Origin of the sequence: Shewanella sp. MR-4 (genome assembly GCF_000014685.1) — a bacterium.
GTDB lineage: Bacteria > Pseudomonadota > Gammaproteobacteria > Enterobacterales > Shewanellaceae > Shewanella.
In genome coordinates this window covers 475,347-493,651 of the sequence record NC_008321.1, presented here as the reverse complement: position 1 = coordinate 493,651, position 18,305 = coordinate 475,347, and the positions used below count along the sequence as shown (strand labels likewise).

8 protein-coding genes are annotated in these 18,305 nt (G+C 48.0%); 2 read left to right on the top strand and 6 right to left on the bottom strand.

Annotated features, from left to right (window positions below; translation table 11 throughout):
• The first annotated feature begins 361 nt into the window (after positions 1–361).
• Positions 362–1,018: a hexitol phosphatase HxpB gene (hxpB, locus tag SHEWMR4_RS02315; protein WP_011621238.1), complete on the top strand. Its 657-nt coding sequence runs from the start codon at positions 362–364 to the stop codon at positions 1,016–1,018.
• A gap of 104 nt (positions 1,019–1,122) precedes the next feature.
• A protein-coding gene (locus SHEWMR4_RS20665; RefSeq protein WP_086022258.1) for an IS3-like element ISShes2 family transposase occupies positions 1,123–2,351 on the top strand; the annotation gives its coding sequence in 2 pieces (ribosomal slippage) (positions 1,123–1,474 and positions 1,474–2,351; 1,230 coding nt in all).
• A gap of 39 nt (positions 2,352–2,390) precedes the next feature.
• Here SHEWMR4_RS20665 and SHEWMR4_RS02300 read toward each other — a convergent pair.
• The 6 genes from SHEWMR4_RS02300 to aceE all read right to left on the bottom strand — a co-directional run bounded on the left by SHEWMR4_RS02300 (position 2,391) and on the right by aceE (position 18,233).
• The gene (locus tag SHEWMR4_RS02300) at positions 2,391–4,433 is read right to left on the bottom strand and encodes a M13 family metallopeptidase (RefSeq protein ID WP_011621235.1); all 2,043 of its coding nucleotides are present in this window, start codon (positions 4,431–4,433) and stop codon (positions 2,391–2,393) included.
• Positions 4,434–4,643: 210 nt separating this feature from the next.
• The gene (locus SHEWMR4_RS02295) at positions 4,644–6,860 is read right to left on the bottom strand and encodes a patatin-like phospholipase family protein (protein ID WP_011621234.1); all 2,217 of its coding nucleotides are present in this window, start codon (positions 6,858–6,860) and stop codon (positions 4,644–4,646) included.
• A 230-nt stretch (positions 6,861–7,090) separates the two neighbouring features.
• Positions 7,091–11,575, bottom strand: a complete 4,485-nt coding sequence (locus SHEWMR4_RS02290; protein ID WP_011621233.1) for an EAL domain-containing protein — start codon at positions 11,573–11,575, stop codon at positions 7,091–7,093.
• A 380-nt stretch (positions 11,576–11,955) separates the two neighbouring features.
• Complete coding sequence (gene lpdA / locus SHEWMR4_RS02285) at positions 11,956–13,383, bottom strand: dihydrolipoyl dehydrogenase (protein ID WP_011621232.1); 1,428 nt, start codon at positions 13,381–13,383, stop codon at positions 11,956–11,958.
• 149 nt (positions 13,384–13,532) lie between these two features.
• Positions 13,533–15,554 (bottom strand): pyruvate dehydrogenase complex dihydrolipoyllysine-residue acetyltransferase, encoded by a 2,022-nt coding sequence (aceF, locus tag SHEWMR4_RS02280; protein ID WP_011621231.1) that lies wholly within the window; start codon positions 15,552–15,554, stop codon positions 13,533–13,535.
• 12 nt (positions 15,555–15,566) lie between these two features.
• The gene (gene aceE, locus SHEWMR4_RS02275) at positions 15,567–18,233 is read right to left on the bottom strand and encodes a pyruvate dehydrogenase (acetyl-transferring), homodimeric type (RefSeq protein WP_011621230.1); all 2,667 of its coding nucleotides are present in this window, start codon (positions 18,231–18,233) and stop codon (positions 15,567–15,569) included.
• Positions 18,234–18,305: the final 72 nt, after the last annotated feature.

Genomic DNA, 18,305 nt, shown 5'->3' with positions numbered 1-18,305 from the left:
ATGATCGACCCGTATTTCCGGCCAGCAGTATACTACAGCTTTGCAAAAGTATGAATCAGGTCACACTCGGCGAAAGACGAAATAAGGGCTAAATCCGGAGGTGCAGCCCAACTTACGGCAAGAATGAAACAAGGGAAATTAGACAATAGTTTGAAAACAGACAAAAAACCATAAGCGACAAATAGTTAACATAAGTTAATCAATTTAAAATCGAACGATTATTTTTTTGCTCACAAAATCCTGTTTAGGGTAAATTTTTTTAAACTTTGTGCTTTTAGACTTTGAAGATGCTGAGCTTAAACTTACACTCAAGCTCCCAGAGCATAGTGCTTAGTAATCCTTCCCATCCCTTGGAGTAGTAATGACATCCCTTAGTATTCAAGCTGTTATTTTTGATATGGATGGCGTGTTAATCGATTCAGAACCCCTCTGGCAGCGGGTTGAGTATGAAGTCTTATCGGCGCTTGGCGTGCCAGTCACTATCGAAACGATTCAACAAACCACAGGTTTACGTATCGATCAATGTGTCGACTATTGGTATCACAAAGCGCCTTGGGCCGACTACGACAATGCCAAGGTCAGCACCGCCATTGTTGATAGAGTCGCAGAGGAAATCCTGCGAACGGGCGAAGCCATGCAAGGCGTTCAACAAGCCATTGATTACTGCCAAGCCAAAGGCTTAAAGATAGGCTTAGCCACCTCTTCACCAACGGCTTTGATTAATGCAGTACTATCAAGACTTAAGCTTGAAGGGCAATTTATGGCAGTCGAATCGGCAGAGGCTCTCACCTATGGCAAACCCCATCCCGAGGTTTACTTAAATTGCGCTGCCGCCTTAGGGGTCGATCCGCGCTATTGCCTCGCGATTGAAGACTCCTTCAATGGTCTGATCGCCGCCCGCGCTGCCAATATGCAGACCGTTGCGATTCCCGCACCTGAGCAACGCGGGCAGACCAAATGGGTTGTCGCCCATCACCAAGTCGACAGCCTATTAGATTTACCGACTATTTTGGGCTAATCACAGCAGTGATTGACGCAAAATAAAAAAGCCAGACATCCGTCTGGCTTTTTCGTTTTCAACTGTCTAGTCCTGAAATACGTTGACATAAAGAGGACTTCTTTATGACAACATCAATTAACTCAAGCCGTAAGCGCACACAACGAGATTACACCTTAGCTTTTAAATTAGGCGTTGTAGAGCGTGTTGAAAAAGGCGAAATGACGTACAAACAAGCCCAAGCCCATTTTGGTATTCAAGGCCGTTCAACGGTACTCGTTTGGCTTAGAAAACATGGTAGACTCGATTGGTCGAAACCTTTTCAGCATCCCCTTATGCCTAAGTCAAAAGAAACCCCTGCCGAAACGATCAAGCGCCTTGAACGTGAGTTAGCAGAAGAGAAACTGCGTAACAAAATCCTCAATGGCATGGTTGATATCATGGACAATGAATATGGAGCAGGCCTCAGAAAAAAGTACTTATCCGGTACGTCTGGCAAGCAAAAAACAACGGCGAAATAAACCTCGCTGCCGCATGTCGTGCTGCGGGTATGTCGAGGCAAGGTATTTATCAGGCAGTTGCTCGAATGGAAAGTCGTAGAGCTGAGCTATCGGTCATCAAAGACTGGGTCCAGTACTGGCGTAAATATATGCCAAGGTTAGGGGCCCGTAAGCTCTACACGTTGATAAAATCCAAGCTGGTTGAGCACGATATTAAACTCGGGCGAGATGGGTTCTTTACCTATTTGAGAAGTGAAGGTTTACTGGTTAAACCGAAGAAAAGCTACACCAAAACCACGTTCAGCAAACACTGGATGAAGAAGCATCCTAATCTGCTGAAAGAGGAAGGACTGCATGATGCAGGGCATGTACTGGTCAGTGATATCACCTATCTTGAGTCAGACCAAGGTGTGCACTACCTGTCACTGATCACCGATGCCAGTTCTCGTAAAATAGTCGGTCATCACGTGAGTAAAGACATGAAAGCCGAGAGTGTGGTGAAAGCGTTAAAAATGGCCATAAAAGATAAGCGCTATATCGGCAACGCGGTGCATCACTCAGACAGAGGCTTACAGTACTGCTCAGCCGTTTATCAGAATGCGCTTCAGGCGAGCCAAATCCAGCCGTCAATGACGGATGGTTATGATTGCTACCAAAATGCATTAGCAGAAAGAGTAAATGGCATACTGAAGCAGGAGTTTTTACTGCACCGATGTAGGACATTTGCGGAGCTGAAGATACTTGTTAGAGAATCGATAGCAATATACAACGATATGAGACCGCATCTGAGTTTGAATATGGCAACCCCTAATCAGGTGCACAATAGAAAAGGCCAGCTACTGGAGCTGGCCTAAAAACTGTCAACCTATCTTAGGACGAGACAAACCTATGGGTTACCAGATTTTAACGCGCTCATCTGGTTTTAAGTACATCTTATCGCCCTCTTTCATCTCGAAGGCTTTGTAGAAGGCTTCGATATTGCGAGGCGTACCCATAGCGCGGTAGTGGCTAGGTGAATGCGGATCCGTCAGCAGACGACGACCTAACTCTTCATCACGGTAATTGCGGCGCCATACCTGTGACCAACCGACGAAGAAACGCTGCTCGCCCGTTAAACCATCCAGCACTGGGGCAGGCTTACCATTTAAGCTCATCGCGTAGGCACGCGCCGCTACCGTTAAACCGCCTAAGTCACCGATGTTTTCGCCTAAGGTTAAATCACCGTTTACAAACTTACCTGGCAGGGCTTCATAGCCAGAATACTGCGCAGACAGTTGCTTACCACGTTTTTGGAACTCTTCACGGTCTTTATCCGACCACCAGTCACGCAGGTTGCCATCGCCATCGTACTTAGCGCCTTGGTCGTCGAAACCATGGCTGATTTCGTGGCCAATCACCGCACCGATACCACCGTAGTTCACCGCATCATCGGCATCCATATTGAAGAATGGTGGTTGCAGAATCGCGGCAGGGAACACGATTTCATTACTTACAGGGCTGTAATAGGCGTTCACTGTTTGTGGCGTCATATGCCACTCGGTACGATCAATAGGCTTACCAAGCTTGTTGATCATGTCTTGATATTCAAACTGGGCGTAACGCATATAGTTGCCCACCAGCTCATCAGGCTTGATCTCTAGCGCAGTGTAGTCTTTCCATTTGTCTGGATAGCCGATTTTATAGGTAAATTTAGACAGTTTTTCCTGTGCGGCGACCTTAGTTTCAGGCGTCATCCACTCGAGTTCATTGATACTGACTTCAAAGCCCTTGATCAGGTTTTTGATCATGGTTTCCATGCGGGCTTTGGCTTCTGGCTTGAAGTATTGCTTCACATACTCTTCACCCACTAACTCGCCAATCACTTGGTCGGCGCCATCCACAGCCTTTTTCCAGCGTGGTTGTTGCTCTTCGATACCCATCAAGGTTTTGCTCTTGAAGGCAAAGTTTAGGTCAACAAAGTTTTTGCTGAGTAGCTCGGCATAGCTATCCACTAAGTGGAACGTTAAGTAATCCTGCCAAGCAGAAACGGGGAAGGCATCAAAGTTAGCGCCTAATTTTTCGAAATAAGATGGCTGACGCACGATGATGTCAGTCACTTTATCGCCAAGGCCCGCACTGGTCGCAAAGGCATCGATATCAAACTTGCCGGTCAGCTTTTGCAGCTCAGCACGGCTCAGCTTGTTGTAAGCCTTGTTCGCATCGCGAGATTCAACACGGCTCCACTGGCTCTTAGCGATCATCATCTCGATGTCGGCCACGTTTTTCGCCGCGCGCTTGGCATTCTTGTAGCCCGCTTCGGTCAGAATATCGGTCACATATTTCGCCATCGCTTGGCGGTTAGCGACAAACTTAGCGTCATCTTTTAAGTAGTAATCACGATCTGGCAGGGTTAAGCCTGACTGGCTTAAATACACCGCATATTGGGTAGAGTTTTTAGCGTCGTTGTTCACGTAAAAACCAAAAGGAATGCCTGAGCCGCTGGTGAGTAATTTGCCCATTACCGCAGGTAATTCGCTGTGGGTTTTCACCGCTGCGATATCGGCCAATAGTGGATTAAGCGGGGTCACACCTAAGGTTTCGAGCAAATCGGTGTTCATAAAACTGGCGTTAAAGTCACCGATTTTTTGATTATTCGAGCCAGGTGCGGCATCTTTTTGCGCAGCGGCGGCATCGATGATTTTCTTCAATGCATCTTGGCTTTGATCGTACAGCACAGAGAATGCGCCATAGTTAGATTTGTCGGCTGGAATGGGCGTATTCGCTAACCATTTGCCGTTCACGCTGTAGTAGAAATCGTCTTGATGGCGAACTGAGGCATCAAAGTTTTGTAATTCAATGCCAGAAACCGCGGCGACTTCAGTCTTAGGCTCGCTGCTGCAAGCGGCTAAACCTAGGCTCAAGGCAATCCCCAGCGCCAGTGTGCTAATCTTCTTCATTGTTTTCCTCAGCTTCCGTTTAAAGTTGTTATTTTATCCCGCAAAACCTTAGCATTTTGCCCTGTCAGGCTGTAGCAAGATTTTGTAAAAGGTTATGACACTTATTGATATTTCAGCAAACGAGTATAACTGCGGTTTTGAAGCTACACGGGAATTATGTACTGTTGATAAAAACGAAGGGCATAACCTCAGTTATGCCCTTCGGGGTAATTAGAACGCCTTACCAATGAATAAATACATGGATTTATCACCCATATCGGTCACACCAAAACCCAATGCTGCCGGCCCCATGGAGGTATCTGTGCCTATGTATAGGCTTGAGGCGTAAATCAGATCCGAGAGTGAGACTTCATCTCGCTCAAACCAGACATTCCCCGCCTCTAAACTTAAGCCTAAATAGAGCGGATAATCCGTCATTCCTAAGGCATCACGGCCTAAATCATACTGATAAACAAAGGCGCCAAAGAGTTTATGGGCGCCAGTCAGCGAGTCCTTGTGATAGCCAGAAAGATTTAAGAATCCCCCTAAATCCGACAAGTGTAAGGTGTTAAGCCCATCGTTATTGTTGGTCGCAACCGAAGCTTTCCCCACAAAGGCATGATTACCTACGCTGAGCGCCCCCTTCCAATCGGCCTCAATCTGCACGCTATATTCGTTTTCATTGTTATCGACAATATCGTCAAAATCTTCGTTACGCACATAGACGTTTAAGGTGATACGGTTGCCCGATGTCGGGAAGCTGATACTGTCTAAACTGTCATAACCCGCTCTTAAGTAAGCGCCATAGGATTTAAAATCGAAATCCTTAATCAACCAGGCATCATTAACGATAACGCCCTTTTCAGCCACTAAACCTAGCTCAACAAAACCTTGTAAAACATAGTTATAGCCAATGCCCAGTTCAACAGTGTGGGTCTTCTTGTCGAAGATAAGGGCGCGGTTATTGTTATCGTATAGATCCCAGTTATGGATATCGTATTGATAACGTGCTCGGCTATAAAAATCTTGATCCCTATCCAAGGGTTGATAAAACTCGGTCGCAAACAGCTTTTCAAACCCAAGCTTCACTTCGTTGCGCCACTCACCGCCATTAAAGGTTAAGTCGGTCATGGTATAGGCCATATCGAAACTAATGGCCGATTCGGTGCTAAAGTCGTCCTCCCAGTTAAAACCGAGTTGGAAGTAATTTGGCCCCCATGATTTAGCCCGAGTGGTCACTGTCAGCACGCGGCCTTCTTCGGATTCAATAAATTCGGCATCCACGCGCTCAAATTTATTAAGGGAATAGATGCGTTTTAACGCTTCGTTTAATTCATCCTTAGTCACGGCTTGGCCGGCTTTGAGATCTAAGGTTTCCTTCAATAAGTTAAGGCTCACCTTCGACTGATTATCGAACACAATTTCTTGGATTGGATGCGCCACATCCGCCATTAATTTTTTGCCCTTAACCTTCTTGGCTTCAACATAGGCTGCATATTCTTCGGCGCTGACGCTCATGCTCTGCAATTTATCCAGCTGACCATTGGCGGCTTCTTTCCCTAGCGTGAGGGCCAAAGGCATGATGGTAAAGTCAGTCGTGCTTAAGGCATCGATCGCGGGACGGATCAGCACGTCTCTATCTGTTAGCAGCTGCTTTTGCTTTTCGGTGCTGGCATTGGTCAAGAAGTTAGATAACTGATCGAGCACCGCAATCGTGCTATCGAGTTTATCTTTGGTCACCAGTGGCGAGCCGATATCCACGGCAATGATAATGTCCGCGCCCATGGCCTTAACCACGTCAACGGGCATATTGTTGGCTATTCCGCCGTCGACTAATAACTTGCCATCGATTTGTGTCGGCTGCAGCGCACCCGGCACAGTCGCAGATGCCTGCATGGCTTTGACTAAACTGCCATGGTTGAGCACTACGGGTAAACTGGTTTCTAGGTCGGTTGCGACGGCACGATAAGGGATGGCTAGCTCATCAAAATCGCCAAACTGCTGCACAAGATCGGTCGATTGACGTAATAACTGTGACATGGTTTGTCCACGCAACAAACCACTCGGAGCTCGGACTTCACCCTCGTTGTAACCAATGTTGAGGGGGATATTGTAACGATCACGTAACTGTTTATCTCGATAACTCAGGACATTACGCGGAATGGTATCCGAATAACCGCTATCCCAATCAACGCCCATCATAATGGCTTCGACTTCACTGGCGCTGTAACCCAATGAATACATGCCGGCCACATAAGCGCCGATACTGGTGCCTGCGATATAGTCCACGGGGATCTGATGTTCTTCTAGGATTTTAAGTACGCCAACGTGGGCGGCACCTTTAGCGCCACCACCACTGAGCACCAGCCCGACCTTAGGCCGTTCTGCCGCATACAAGGGCGTTAACAGTAAACATAAAAAGACAGAAGCGAATATTCGACGCATCATAGTGGGCTACTTTTTATTGGATAAAAAATTCAACTTATCTTAACAAATTTATTGATTTAACCGTCAGCGATATTTTATCTGAACCGATGAGTGAGTAAGGGATACAAAATAAACGACATCATCTTATGCCTAAGTCAAATAATTAACTTAAACGCCGCGAACGCAGCTCAAAATAATAGCAAAAAAGCCGCAAATAAAAGTACCTGCGGCTTGAGGGAATACACTCAGCCTTAAGAGCTCAACGTACATTTTTGCAATAAATACCGCTCAAAGTCAGTGACCGACATAGGTTTTGCAAAGTAATAGCCCTGCACAATATAACAACCGCGGCTAAAGACTTGCTCCAACTGCTCAACGGTTTCGACTCCTTCAGCTACTACGGTTAATTTTAAGTTACGAGCCAGCTCAATAATACTACTGACAATGGCCTGATCCGCAGAGTTGGTGGCGATATCAATTAAGAATGAGCGGTCGATCTTTAATGTGTTCACATCAAAATGACGTAAATATGCCAAAGAAGAATAGCCAGTGCCAAAGTCGTCGATAGCGACTTCAATCCCCAATTCTTTAAGCTGAGTAAGGTGACTTTTCGCCGCTTGCACTTCCTTCATCAACACCCCTTCGGTGATTTCTAACCCGAGGGATGAAGCCGGCATTTGTGTATCGGCCAAAATTTTCTTTATGCCGTCAATAAAATCTGGCTGGCGGAAATGTACCGCCGAAATATTCACCGACAATTTAAACTGTGTGGCACAACGTTTTACCCATTTAGCACCGTCTAAACAGGCTCGACGAAATACCCAGCGGTCGATTTCAACCACTAAACCACAAGCTTCGGCGACCTTAATAAAAATATCGGGACGGATGTAACCTTCCTTAGGATGGCGCCAACGAATTAAGGCTTCCATCCCAATAAATTTATCGCCCCGTAAGATATCAATTTGCGGCTGGTAATAGAGTTCAAACTCTTCCCGCTCGATGGCCTTACGTAAATCCGCCTCCAAGCGTAAATGATATAAGGCTTGGGCATTGCGCTCCGAGGAATAATATTTAAAGTTGCCGCGCCCTTCTTCCTTGGCGTGGTACATGGCCAGGTCGGCATTTTTAATAAAGGCTTCGGGCTGCACCGCATCATCGGGCCAAATACTGATGCCGATACTGGTCGAAATGTAAAACTCCCGACCAAACAATTTGAATGGCGCGACAATTTGCGCGAGTAATCGCTCGGCAATATGGTTAATTTCATTGAGATTGTTAGCGTTTCTAAGCAGGATTACAAACTCATCGCCGCCAAAACGACACAATAAATGCTCACTGCCGATACAAGACTGCAAGCGGTTTGAAGCTTCAACCAACAAGGCATCGCCCATACTGTGGCCGTAGGAGTCGTTAACATGCTTAAATCGATCAAGGTCCAAAAATAACAACGCCAGCTTTTCACCGCTTTGCTGCGCCATTTGTATCGACTGTAATAACCTAGAAGAAAATAAAGAGCGGTTCGGCAATCCAGTTAACACATCATAATTAGCCAGTCGTCTTAAGTCCGCCTCGGTACGTTTCCGCTCGGTGATATCTGAAAATACAATGACATAATGCAGTGAACTATCGCTAGCAGATTGCATCACAGAGACGTTAAGCCATACGGGGCAAATCACCCCATTCTGCCCCACTAACTCACGTTCCCCCGTCCACGAACTGTCTTGACCGAGTAACTGATGTACTTCCGCCGATAGGCCATCCTTCATTTGCACAAATTGGGAAAATGATTGGCCAACAAGATTATGCTGCTCCGAACCTATAATTTGCTGCGCCGCATGGTTCGCCACCCGAATGTTTTCATCCACGTCTAAGATCAACACCCCCTCGGAGGTATTCTCAAAGGCTTGAGCGAGGAGATTGATTTCATCCTCTAGCTGACGCTGTAAGGTAATATCACTATAAATACCCGCTACCCGCTCAATAACTTGGGTTTGTTTATTACGAGCCACAGGACGCCCGCGCACCCTTAACCAGCCCCAATTACCACTGCGACGCTGATAACGATATTCAGCCTCAAATCTGTCAATTTCCCCCGCCAGCATACTGTTCCACTGAGCTAAGGCTTTACCCCTATCCTCAGGGTGGACTGGAAGCGTCTCTAGGGTCGCAACTATCTCATTGGCGTGGCTGCCAAGCACAGAACCGCGGTTATCGAGGTAAAAGCTCTGGGTATCTCGGTGCCATTCCCAGAGATCGGAATCGCTGCCGCGCAACGACTGGCGCAAGCGATCATCACTCTCGGTCAGCGCTTGGTTCATCGCCATAAAAGTACGAACTTGGCGCTGACGATACCAGGCCAGACTCAGGGCAATTATCGAAAACACCAACAGTAATATGCCCTTAAAGCCCTGCGTTAGCCACCAATGTTGCTCAACATAGAAGGGATAAACGAAGGGTTTATCCGACCAGATCCCATTCACTTGGCTTAAAATCTCCAGCCCATACTCGCCCGCAGCGAGTCCGGCGAGGTTTATCTGTGACTCGCCTTGGAGCAGTACGTAGTTATCATCTTCTCCTTGATAACGCAGCCGATATTTAAATTGAATCGGCGAATCATCGAGATAATCAAGGTTTGTGATCTGCAAACTCACCATGCTGGCATCGGGCTTAATCTGCATCATGGGCTGGGGCAGTAGGGAGACTTCCGTACTGTTATCGTAATAGACAGACACAGACTCGAGCATCACATGATCGTCGGTGATCCGGTTGGTCAGCTTATCCACATCGAGGTGCATGACGCCATCCGGTGTGCCAAGATACAAGCCCAACTCAGGCGAATAAAAATACGCACCTTCATTCATTTCATCGGAAATTAACCCATCGAGTTGATTAAACATTTCGATATGCCCAGTTGCGATATCTTGGCGGATAAGCGAATCGGCGCAGGCTACCAGATTGGCTTTAGGCGTCTTTTGGATAAAAAACACTGAGCTGCAACTCACTTGCCACAGCGCGGTTAGAGAAACCAGTTCACTGCTATTGAGGTGATACTCGAATAATCCCTTTTCGTAGGAGCCAAACCACATGATCCCTGGAGACATTTCTTCGATATGGCTAACGGTGGGCATGGCACTCAAGCCATTAAATAGGCTGCGCTGATCATGGAATTCATTCGCCTCGTCTAGATAGCCAAAAACTCGCTTACCGCCAATCCAAAGTTTGCCATCGGAGGCACGATACAAGGTTCGAATCGCTGGGCGCTTCGGCTCAACATCCCCTTCAGAGAGCTTATCGATATTAAATGCTTGTGGCGCTTTTAAGCCGAGCTCCCAGAAATACAGCCCATTGGAACTGGCAATCCACACTCGCCCCTTTAACAAAGGATCGATATAGGTGCGGTAAACCAGCTTGTTTTTAAATTCATCCTGCCCATTTATCCATTGTGCAAAGCTCTGTCCCTTTAAGGTTGTCCTATCGACTACAAACAAACCACTAGTGGTAGAGACCAGCAAATAATGCTCAGAAAATGCTCTGATATCGTAAATGCTCTCATGGGAGAGCAAGCCTTCAATCGGAATATCAATAGCTTGCTGAGTATCCTTGGCAATAAACATCACATTGGATGAGCCAAACCAGAGCCCCTCTGGTGCTGCTAGAATCGACCAAATCATGGCATCGCTCAGCGCATAAGGTTTATCTGCCGTATAAGTCTCTAAGATAAAATCGGGCTGTGATGCCAACAATGCCAAACCATCACCCGAGCCGCCCACCCACATTAAGCCTGAGTCATCGAACAGCATGGCCTTGAGGATTTCCATATTGGCCTGCTTTTTTAGTTCCTCTTGATAACTCTCAATCTGGTGCGTCTCAGGTGACCATTTCAACAGACCAAAACGGCTGGCAAACCACAACGCCCCCTTAGGATCCTCAACAATCACTGTGCTCCAATCGGGTAATTCTGCCACAGCCTCAAGTTGCTGCGAGCTGGGATCAAACCGATACACGCCGCGGCTCGTCGCCAACCAAACTCTATGCTTTGTATCCTCAAGCATATCGAGAATGCTTCCCATAGACTCAGTCCAAGGATATTTGCTTAAGGTTTTACCTGTCTTATCCAGCAGCAATAAATCAAATTGCCCCGCCAGTAGTATTTGCTCATTGGGTAGCACCAATAGCTTGCGCCAAGGCAGATCGCGATTAACCGCCAGTTGAGTCACCAGAGTGAGTTCAGAAGTCGTAGGCGAATATTGATAAATCTGGCCATTATCAATCAGTAATAGCCAATGCTGTGCATCCATGCGCGCAGCAGACAACATGGCGCCACCGGGAAAGTGCGGAAACAAATCGGGGGAGCCAAACAGGGTAAATTGATTGTTGCGGATATCGTAGAGGTAAAGCGCCGCGTTGGTGCTCACCAGCAGCTTGTCTTGCCCTACGTTAACCACTGAGTTGAGGAAATCATCCGCAAGACGGGACTCGCTGCCCGTTTTGTCTATGCGTCTGACCTTAGAATTGCTAACCCGATATAAGCCCTGCTCCGTCGCCGCCCAGATGAAACCATGGTCATCTAAGGTCAAGCCACGGATACTAGTGGCGGCTAGTCCATCTCTGTCGGTGAAAACACGCTGCACAAATCCACCGGCCCAAACCATGTTCAGACCAGAGACAAAAAGGATGAAACATGCCAGAAGTGTTTTAGATATTCTTGTTTGCATTTGATGACTTACTTCATACATATACCCAAACCACCTCAAAATGCAGAATTCAGCGGGAATTTAACGCACTTTAAGCAAGGCGGCTATTTGTAGGCCTAGTGGGCTAAGTCAAAAATAGCCAACACGGCATAAAGTGCGTTAAACCCCGCCGGGACGGAGCGCCTAGGGCACTCCACTTCCGTGTTGCATCAATTCAAAAGGTGGCCGACATTTTTTCATTGATGCGCCTTGAATCGAAGCCCCCTAGGCGCTCTGAAACTCGTATTTTGAGGTCGCTTGGGTATAAATGTACTGTAGCAGTTCAAAAGCCTCAATTCACCCGCTTATTCACACTTACGTTACAATTTTATCGAGACAATAAAAAAGCGCCCTAATGGACGCTTTTTAAAAAAGATTTCAGCTTACTTTTTCTTTGCCTTTGGGTTTGGCAGATCAGTAATAGAACCTTCGTAGATTTCAGCCGCTAGACCCACTGACTCGTGCAGAGTTGGGTGAGCGTGGATGGTTAATGCTAAATCTTCAGCATCACAACCCATTTCGATTGCCAGACCGATTTCGCCTAACAGTTCTCCGCCGTTCACACCCACGATAGCACCACCGATAACGCGGTGAGTGTCTTTATCGAAAATCAGCTTAGTCATACCTTCGCTGCAATCTGAAGCGATTGCACGGCCAGAGGCTGCCCATGGGAAAGTCGCTGTTTCGTAAGCAATACCTTGCTCTTTAGCTTCTTTCTCAGTCAGACCAACCCAGGCCACTTCAGGGTCTGTGTAAGCGATTGATGGGATAACTTTTGGATCGAAGTAGTGCTTCATACCCGCGATCACTTCGGCCGCTACGTGGCCTTCGTGCACGCCTTTGTGAGCCAACATTGGTTGACCAACGATGTCACCGATAGCGTAGATGTGCGGTACGTTAGTACGTAATTGCTTGTCTACGTTGATGAAACCACGCTCATCGATCTTAACGCCCGCTTTTTCAGCGTCGATCAGCTTGCCATTAGGGGTACGACCGATTGCCACTAACACTGCATCGTAACGTACTGGCTCTGCTGGCGCGCTCTTACCTTCCATCGAAACATAGATACCGTCTTCACGGGCTTCAACCGCAGTCACTTTAGTTTCGAGGATCAGGTTGAATTTCTTCTTGATTTGCTTAGTGAATACGCGAACGACGTCTTTGTCAGCCGCTGGGATCACTTGGTCGAACATTTCAACCACATCGATTTCACTGCCCAGAGAAGAGTAAACAGTACCCATTTCTAAACCGATGATACCGCCGCCCATTACCAGCAGTTTGCCAGGAACTTCTTTCAGTTCTAATGCGTCGGTCGAATCCCAAATACGTGGGTCTTCATGGGGAATGAATGGCAGTTTGATTGGGCGAGAACCCGCAGCGATGATCGCTTGGTCAAACTTAACAACAGTCACAGTGCCGTCCTGCGCAGTCACTTCTAAGCTGTTAGGGCCAGTAAATTTACCGAAGCCATTAACAACGTTTACTTTACGCATTTTAGACATGCCGCCTAAGCCACCAGTCAACTGGCTGATCACTTTTTGCTTGAAGCTGCGTAACTTGTCTAAGTCGATTGTTGGCTCGCCGAACACAACACCGTGTGCAGCAACGGCTTTGGCTTCTTCGATCACTTTAGCAACGTGTAGCAGGGCTTTAGATGGGATACAACCCACGTTCAGACACACGCCACCTAAAGTGCTAAAACGTTCAACGATAACGGTTTCCAGACCTAAGTCAGCCGCACGGAAGGCAGCAGAATATCCCGCAGGACCTGCACCTAATACCACTACCTGAGTTTTGATTTCGTTACTCATGTTTTCCTCTAATTCTCATTCAATCCGTTGGAGGAGAGTAATCCTGCCAACCGAAAATGCGCCAGCGCGTAAGGTGGGCGCATTTTAACCTGTGTTTGATACTGATCACAATAAACAAAAGGCCACTCGAGATGAGCAGCCTTATTTGTTTACAGAATCAAAGTACGAATATCGGACAGAATTCCTGACAGGGTCACGCTAAAGCGTGCAGCCATAGCACCATCGATCACGCGGTGATCGTATGATAGCGACAGTGGCAACATCAATTTAGGCTCGAACTCTTTACCATTCCATTTAGGCTTAATTTCAGATTTAGACACACCTAAAATCGCCACGTCTGGGTAGTTAACGATTGGGGTAAACGCAGTACCACCAATGCCACCTAGGCTTGAAATAGTGAAGCAGCTGCCCTGCATATCGGCAGATTTGAGCTTACCGTCACGGGCACGGACAGAAATATCGGCCAGCTCACGAGATAACTCGATGATGCCTTTCTTATCCACGTCACGTACCACAGGTACCACTAGACCGTTTGGCGTATCAACCGCCACACCGATGTGGTAGTACTTCTTCTGGATCAGTGATTCACCGTCGCTGCTTAAGCTTGAGTTGAACACTGGGAACTGTTGCAGCGTTTTCGCCACGGCTTTCATCATAAAGACCAGCGGAGTGATCTTATAATCGGCTTTTTTCTTCGCCGCCGCGTCGTTCTGCTGCTTACGGAACTCTTCCATTTCGGTGATATCAGCTTCATCGAACTGAGTCACGTGAGGAATAGTTACCCAGTTGCGGTGCAGGTTTGGACCAGAGATCTTCTGGATACGGCTCAATGGAATCTCTTCCACTTCACCAAACTTGCTGAAATCCACTTTCGGTGCAGCAATCACTTGCAGACCACCACCGTTACCCGTTGCAACTGAAGTTGCTGCTGTCGCCTTAGGACGAGACAGTTCGTACTTCACATACGCCTGTACGTCTTCCTTCATGATGCGACCTTTACGGCCTGAACCCGTCACTTGAGTAAGGTCCACACCAAATTCACGGGCCAAACGACGAACCGCTGGAGACGCATGAACCACACCGGTTGCCACTGGCGCACCCGCACTTGGGTGATGTGGAACTGGTGGACGGCTAGGAGCGGCAGCAACAGGTGCCGGTGCCGCTTCTTGGGCAACTGGTGCAGGTGCTGCGGCTTGAGCTACTGGCGCTGGCGCACTGCCTGCTGTCACAGTTTCAATCGTCGCAATCACGCTACCTTGAGAAACCTTGTCACCCACTTTAACGGTTAACGACAACAGTTTACCGGCGAATGGCGCTGGTACTTCCATGGTCGCTTTATCGGTTTCAAGGGTAATTAAACCTTGATCAACTGTAATGTCATCGCCCACAGACACGAGCACTTCGATCACATCGACATTGCTCGCATCGCCAATATCAGGCACTTGGATTTCTTTAACCGCAACCACTGGTGCTGCAGCGGCGACTGGAGCAACTGGCGCAGCAGGAGCCGCTTGAGCGACAGGTGCAGAGGCTGCTGGCGCGCTCGCTTGTGGCGCTGCAGCAGGTGCCGCGCCGCCCACTTCGAGCATGATCACTAATGAGCCTTGAGAAACCTTGTCACCCACTGCCACTTTCACTTCTTTTACCACACCCGCGAATGGCGATGGTACGTCCATGGTCGCTTTGTCGGTTTCAAGCGTGATAAGGCCAGCGTCAACCTCAATCTTATCGCCAGCGGCAACTAAGACTTCGATAACAGACACATCGGTGTCACCACCGATATCCGGCACAGTAACTTCAACCACTTGGGTTGCGCCCGTCGCTGGCGCGGCAGCCACAGGGGCTGGAGCCGCTTGTACTGGTGCAGGTGCTGCTGGGGCTGGCGCAGGAGCGGCAGCTTGAGCAACAGGCGCAGCTTGAACATTAGCCGTGCCCGCTGCTTGCATCATCGCAATTAAAGTACCTTCGCTGACTTTGTCACCGACGGCCACTTTCAATTCGGCTAACACACCCGCGAAAGGCGCAGGAATGTCCATGGTCGCCTTGTCGCTTTCAACGGTCAGAATCGACTCTTCCGCTGCTAAGGTATCGCCCACAGAAGCACAGATTTCGATAACCTGTACTTCATCGCCGCCGATATCAGGAACAAAAACTTCTTTTAATTCAGCCATTTTTATTGCCTCTTACGCGTACTGTGGATTGATCTTGTCAGCGTCGATGCCGTATTCCTTGATGGCATTCGCTAACACATCAACAGGCAGCTCTTTACGATCAACCAGTGACTTCAGTGCCGCGATAACGATGAACTTAGCGTCCACTTCGAAGTGGTGACGCAGGTTGTCACGGCTGTCTGAACGACCGAAACCGTCAGTACCTAACACTTTGTAATCGGTTGGCATGTATGCACGTAACTGCTCACCGTAGATCTTCATGTAGTCAGTCGCTGCGATTGCAGGCGCATCACTGGAGATCACTTGGCTGATATACGCTTGTTTTGGCGTTTCAGTTGGGTGCAGCATGTTCCAACGCTCAACCGCTTGACCATCGCGAGTCAGTTCGTTGAAGCTGGTTACGCTGAATACGTCGGCAGTGATACCGAAGTCTTTTGCCAGTGCTTGAGCCGCTTTGCGTGTTTGCTCAAGAATGGTGCCACAGCTCATTAACTGAACTTTGCCTTTACCCGAGCCGGCAACGGTTTCTAACTTGTAGATACCTTTAACGATGCCAACTTCTGCGCCTTCTGGCATGGCTGGCTGCTCGTAGTTTTCGTTCATTGTGGTCAGGTAGTAGAAGATATCTTCTTGATTCTCGCCGTACATACGACGAATACCATCTTGTACCACAACGGCAATTTCATAACCGTAAGTTGGATCGTAGGTAATACAGTTAGGAATGGTGTTAGCCAGTACGTGGCTGTGACCGTCCTGATGCTGCAGACCTTCACCGTTTAAGGTTGTACGGCCAGAAGTACCACCGACTAAGAAGCCGCGAGCACGCATATCACCCGCAGCCCAAGCCATGTCGCCAATACGTTGGAAACCGAACATTGAGTAGTAGATGTAGAATGGGATCATTGGCACATCGTTCACTGAGTAGCTGGTCGCTGCCGATACCCAAGATGACATAGCACCTAATTCGTTAATACCTTCCTGCAGTACTTGGCCTGACTTATCTTCACGGTAGTAAGCCACTTGGTCAGAGTCTTGCGGAACGTATTTTTGGCCTTCGTGAGCATAAATACCCACTTGACGGAACAGACCTTCCATACCGAAGGTACGCGCTTCGTCAGGAATAATTGGCACGATGTTTTTGCCAATCTTCTTGTCTTTTAACAGTGCCGTCAGTACGCGAACAAACGCCATCGTTGACGAAATTTCACGGCCGTTAGAACCCTGCAGAATCGAGTCGAAAATCTTCAGTGATGGAATTTCCAGCTCTTCGCTGAACTTCTCACGACGTTGTGGCACACTGCCGTGCAGCTCGGCACGACGGCTCATCATGTACTTCACTTCTTCCGAATCTGGACCTGGGTGGTAGAACGGCAGATCTTCTAATTGATCGTCTGGAATTGGGATATTGAAACGATCGCGGAAGTAACGGATAGACTCGATACCCATTTTCTTCACGTTGTGTGCGATGTTTTTACCTTCACCCGCATCACCGAGGCCGTAACCTTTAACGGTTTTCGCTAGGATCACAGTTGGGCGACCTTTAGTCTTACGCGCATGGTCTAATGCCGCGTAAACTTTAACTGGGTCATGACCACCACGGTTTAAGCGCCAAATGTCATCATCTGACATGTTCGCTACCATTTCGGCGGTTTCTGGATATTTGCCGAAGAAGTGTTCGCGAGTATAAGCGCCACCTTTGGCTTTACAGTTTTGGTATTCACCGTCAACGGTTTCTTCCATTAACTGCAGTAACTTACCGCTGGTATCACGGGCTAATAATGGATCCCAGTAACGACCCCAAATCACTTTAACCACTTCCCAGCCAGCGCCGCGGAATTCGCCTTCCAGTTCTTGGATGATCTTACCGTTACCGCGTACTGGGCCGTCCAGACGTTGCAGGTTACAGTTGATGATGAAGACTAGGTTGTCTAATTCTTCACGGGCGGCTAAACCGATAGCACCTAAAGCTTCTGGCTCGTCACACTCACCGTCACCTAAGAAGCAGTAAACGGTTTGATCAGAACAATCTTTCAGACCACGGTCAGTCAGGTATTTTAAGAAGCGCGCTTGGTAAATCGCTTGGATTGGACCTAAGCCCATCGAAACCGTTGGGAATTGCCAGTAGTCAGGCATCAACTTAGGGTGCGGATAAGAAGATAAACCTTTGCCATCCACTTCTTGACGGAAGTTAGCCAGTTGGTCTTCAGTTAAACGGCCTTCCAAGAATGAACGCGCGTAGATACCTGGGGCAATATGGCCTTGGAAATACACTAAGTCGCCGCCGTCTTTCTCGTTTGGCGCGCGGAAGAAGTGGTTGAAACACACGTCATAAATGGTTGCGCTCGACGCGAAACTCGAAATATGGCCGCCTAACTCTAAATCTTTCTTAGAACCACGCAGAACCATAGCTAAGGCGTTCCAACGGATGATGGCGCGAATGCGACGTTCCATCTCTTGGTTGCCAGGCATGTGCGGCTCTTGACCCGCTGGAATAGTGTTCAAATAGGCCGTGGTCGCAGTGTAAGGCAAGTGTGTGCCATTGCGACGGGCTTTATCGATCAGTTTCTCTAATAAGAAATGGGCGCGCTCAGGGCCTTCCTGTTCTAATACTGCTTGCAGGGCGTCAACCCATTCCTGAGTCTCTAACGGATCTAAGTCTTGTAGCATATCTTCAGACATGACACTGTCCTTCTCTATATACATGATAATGAATGGTGTTTGCGGCATATTCCGCTTTAGCGAGTGCTAAAG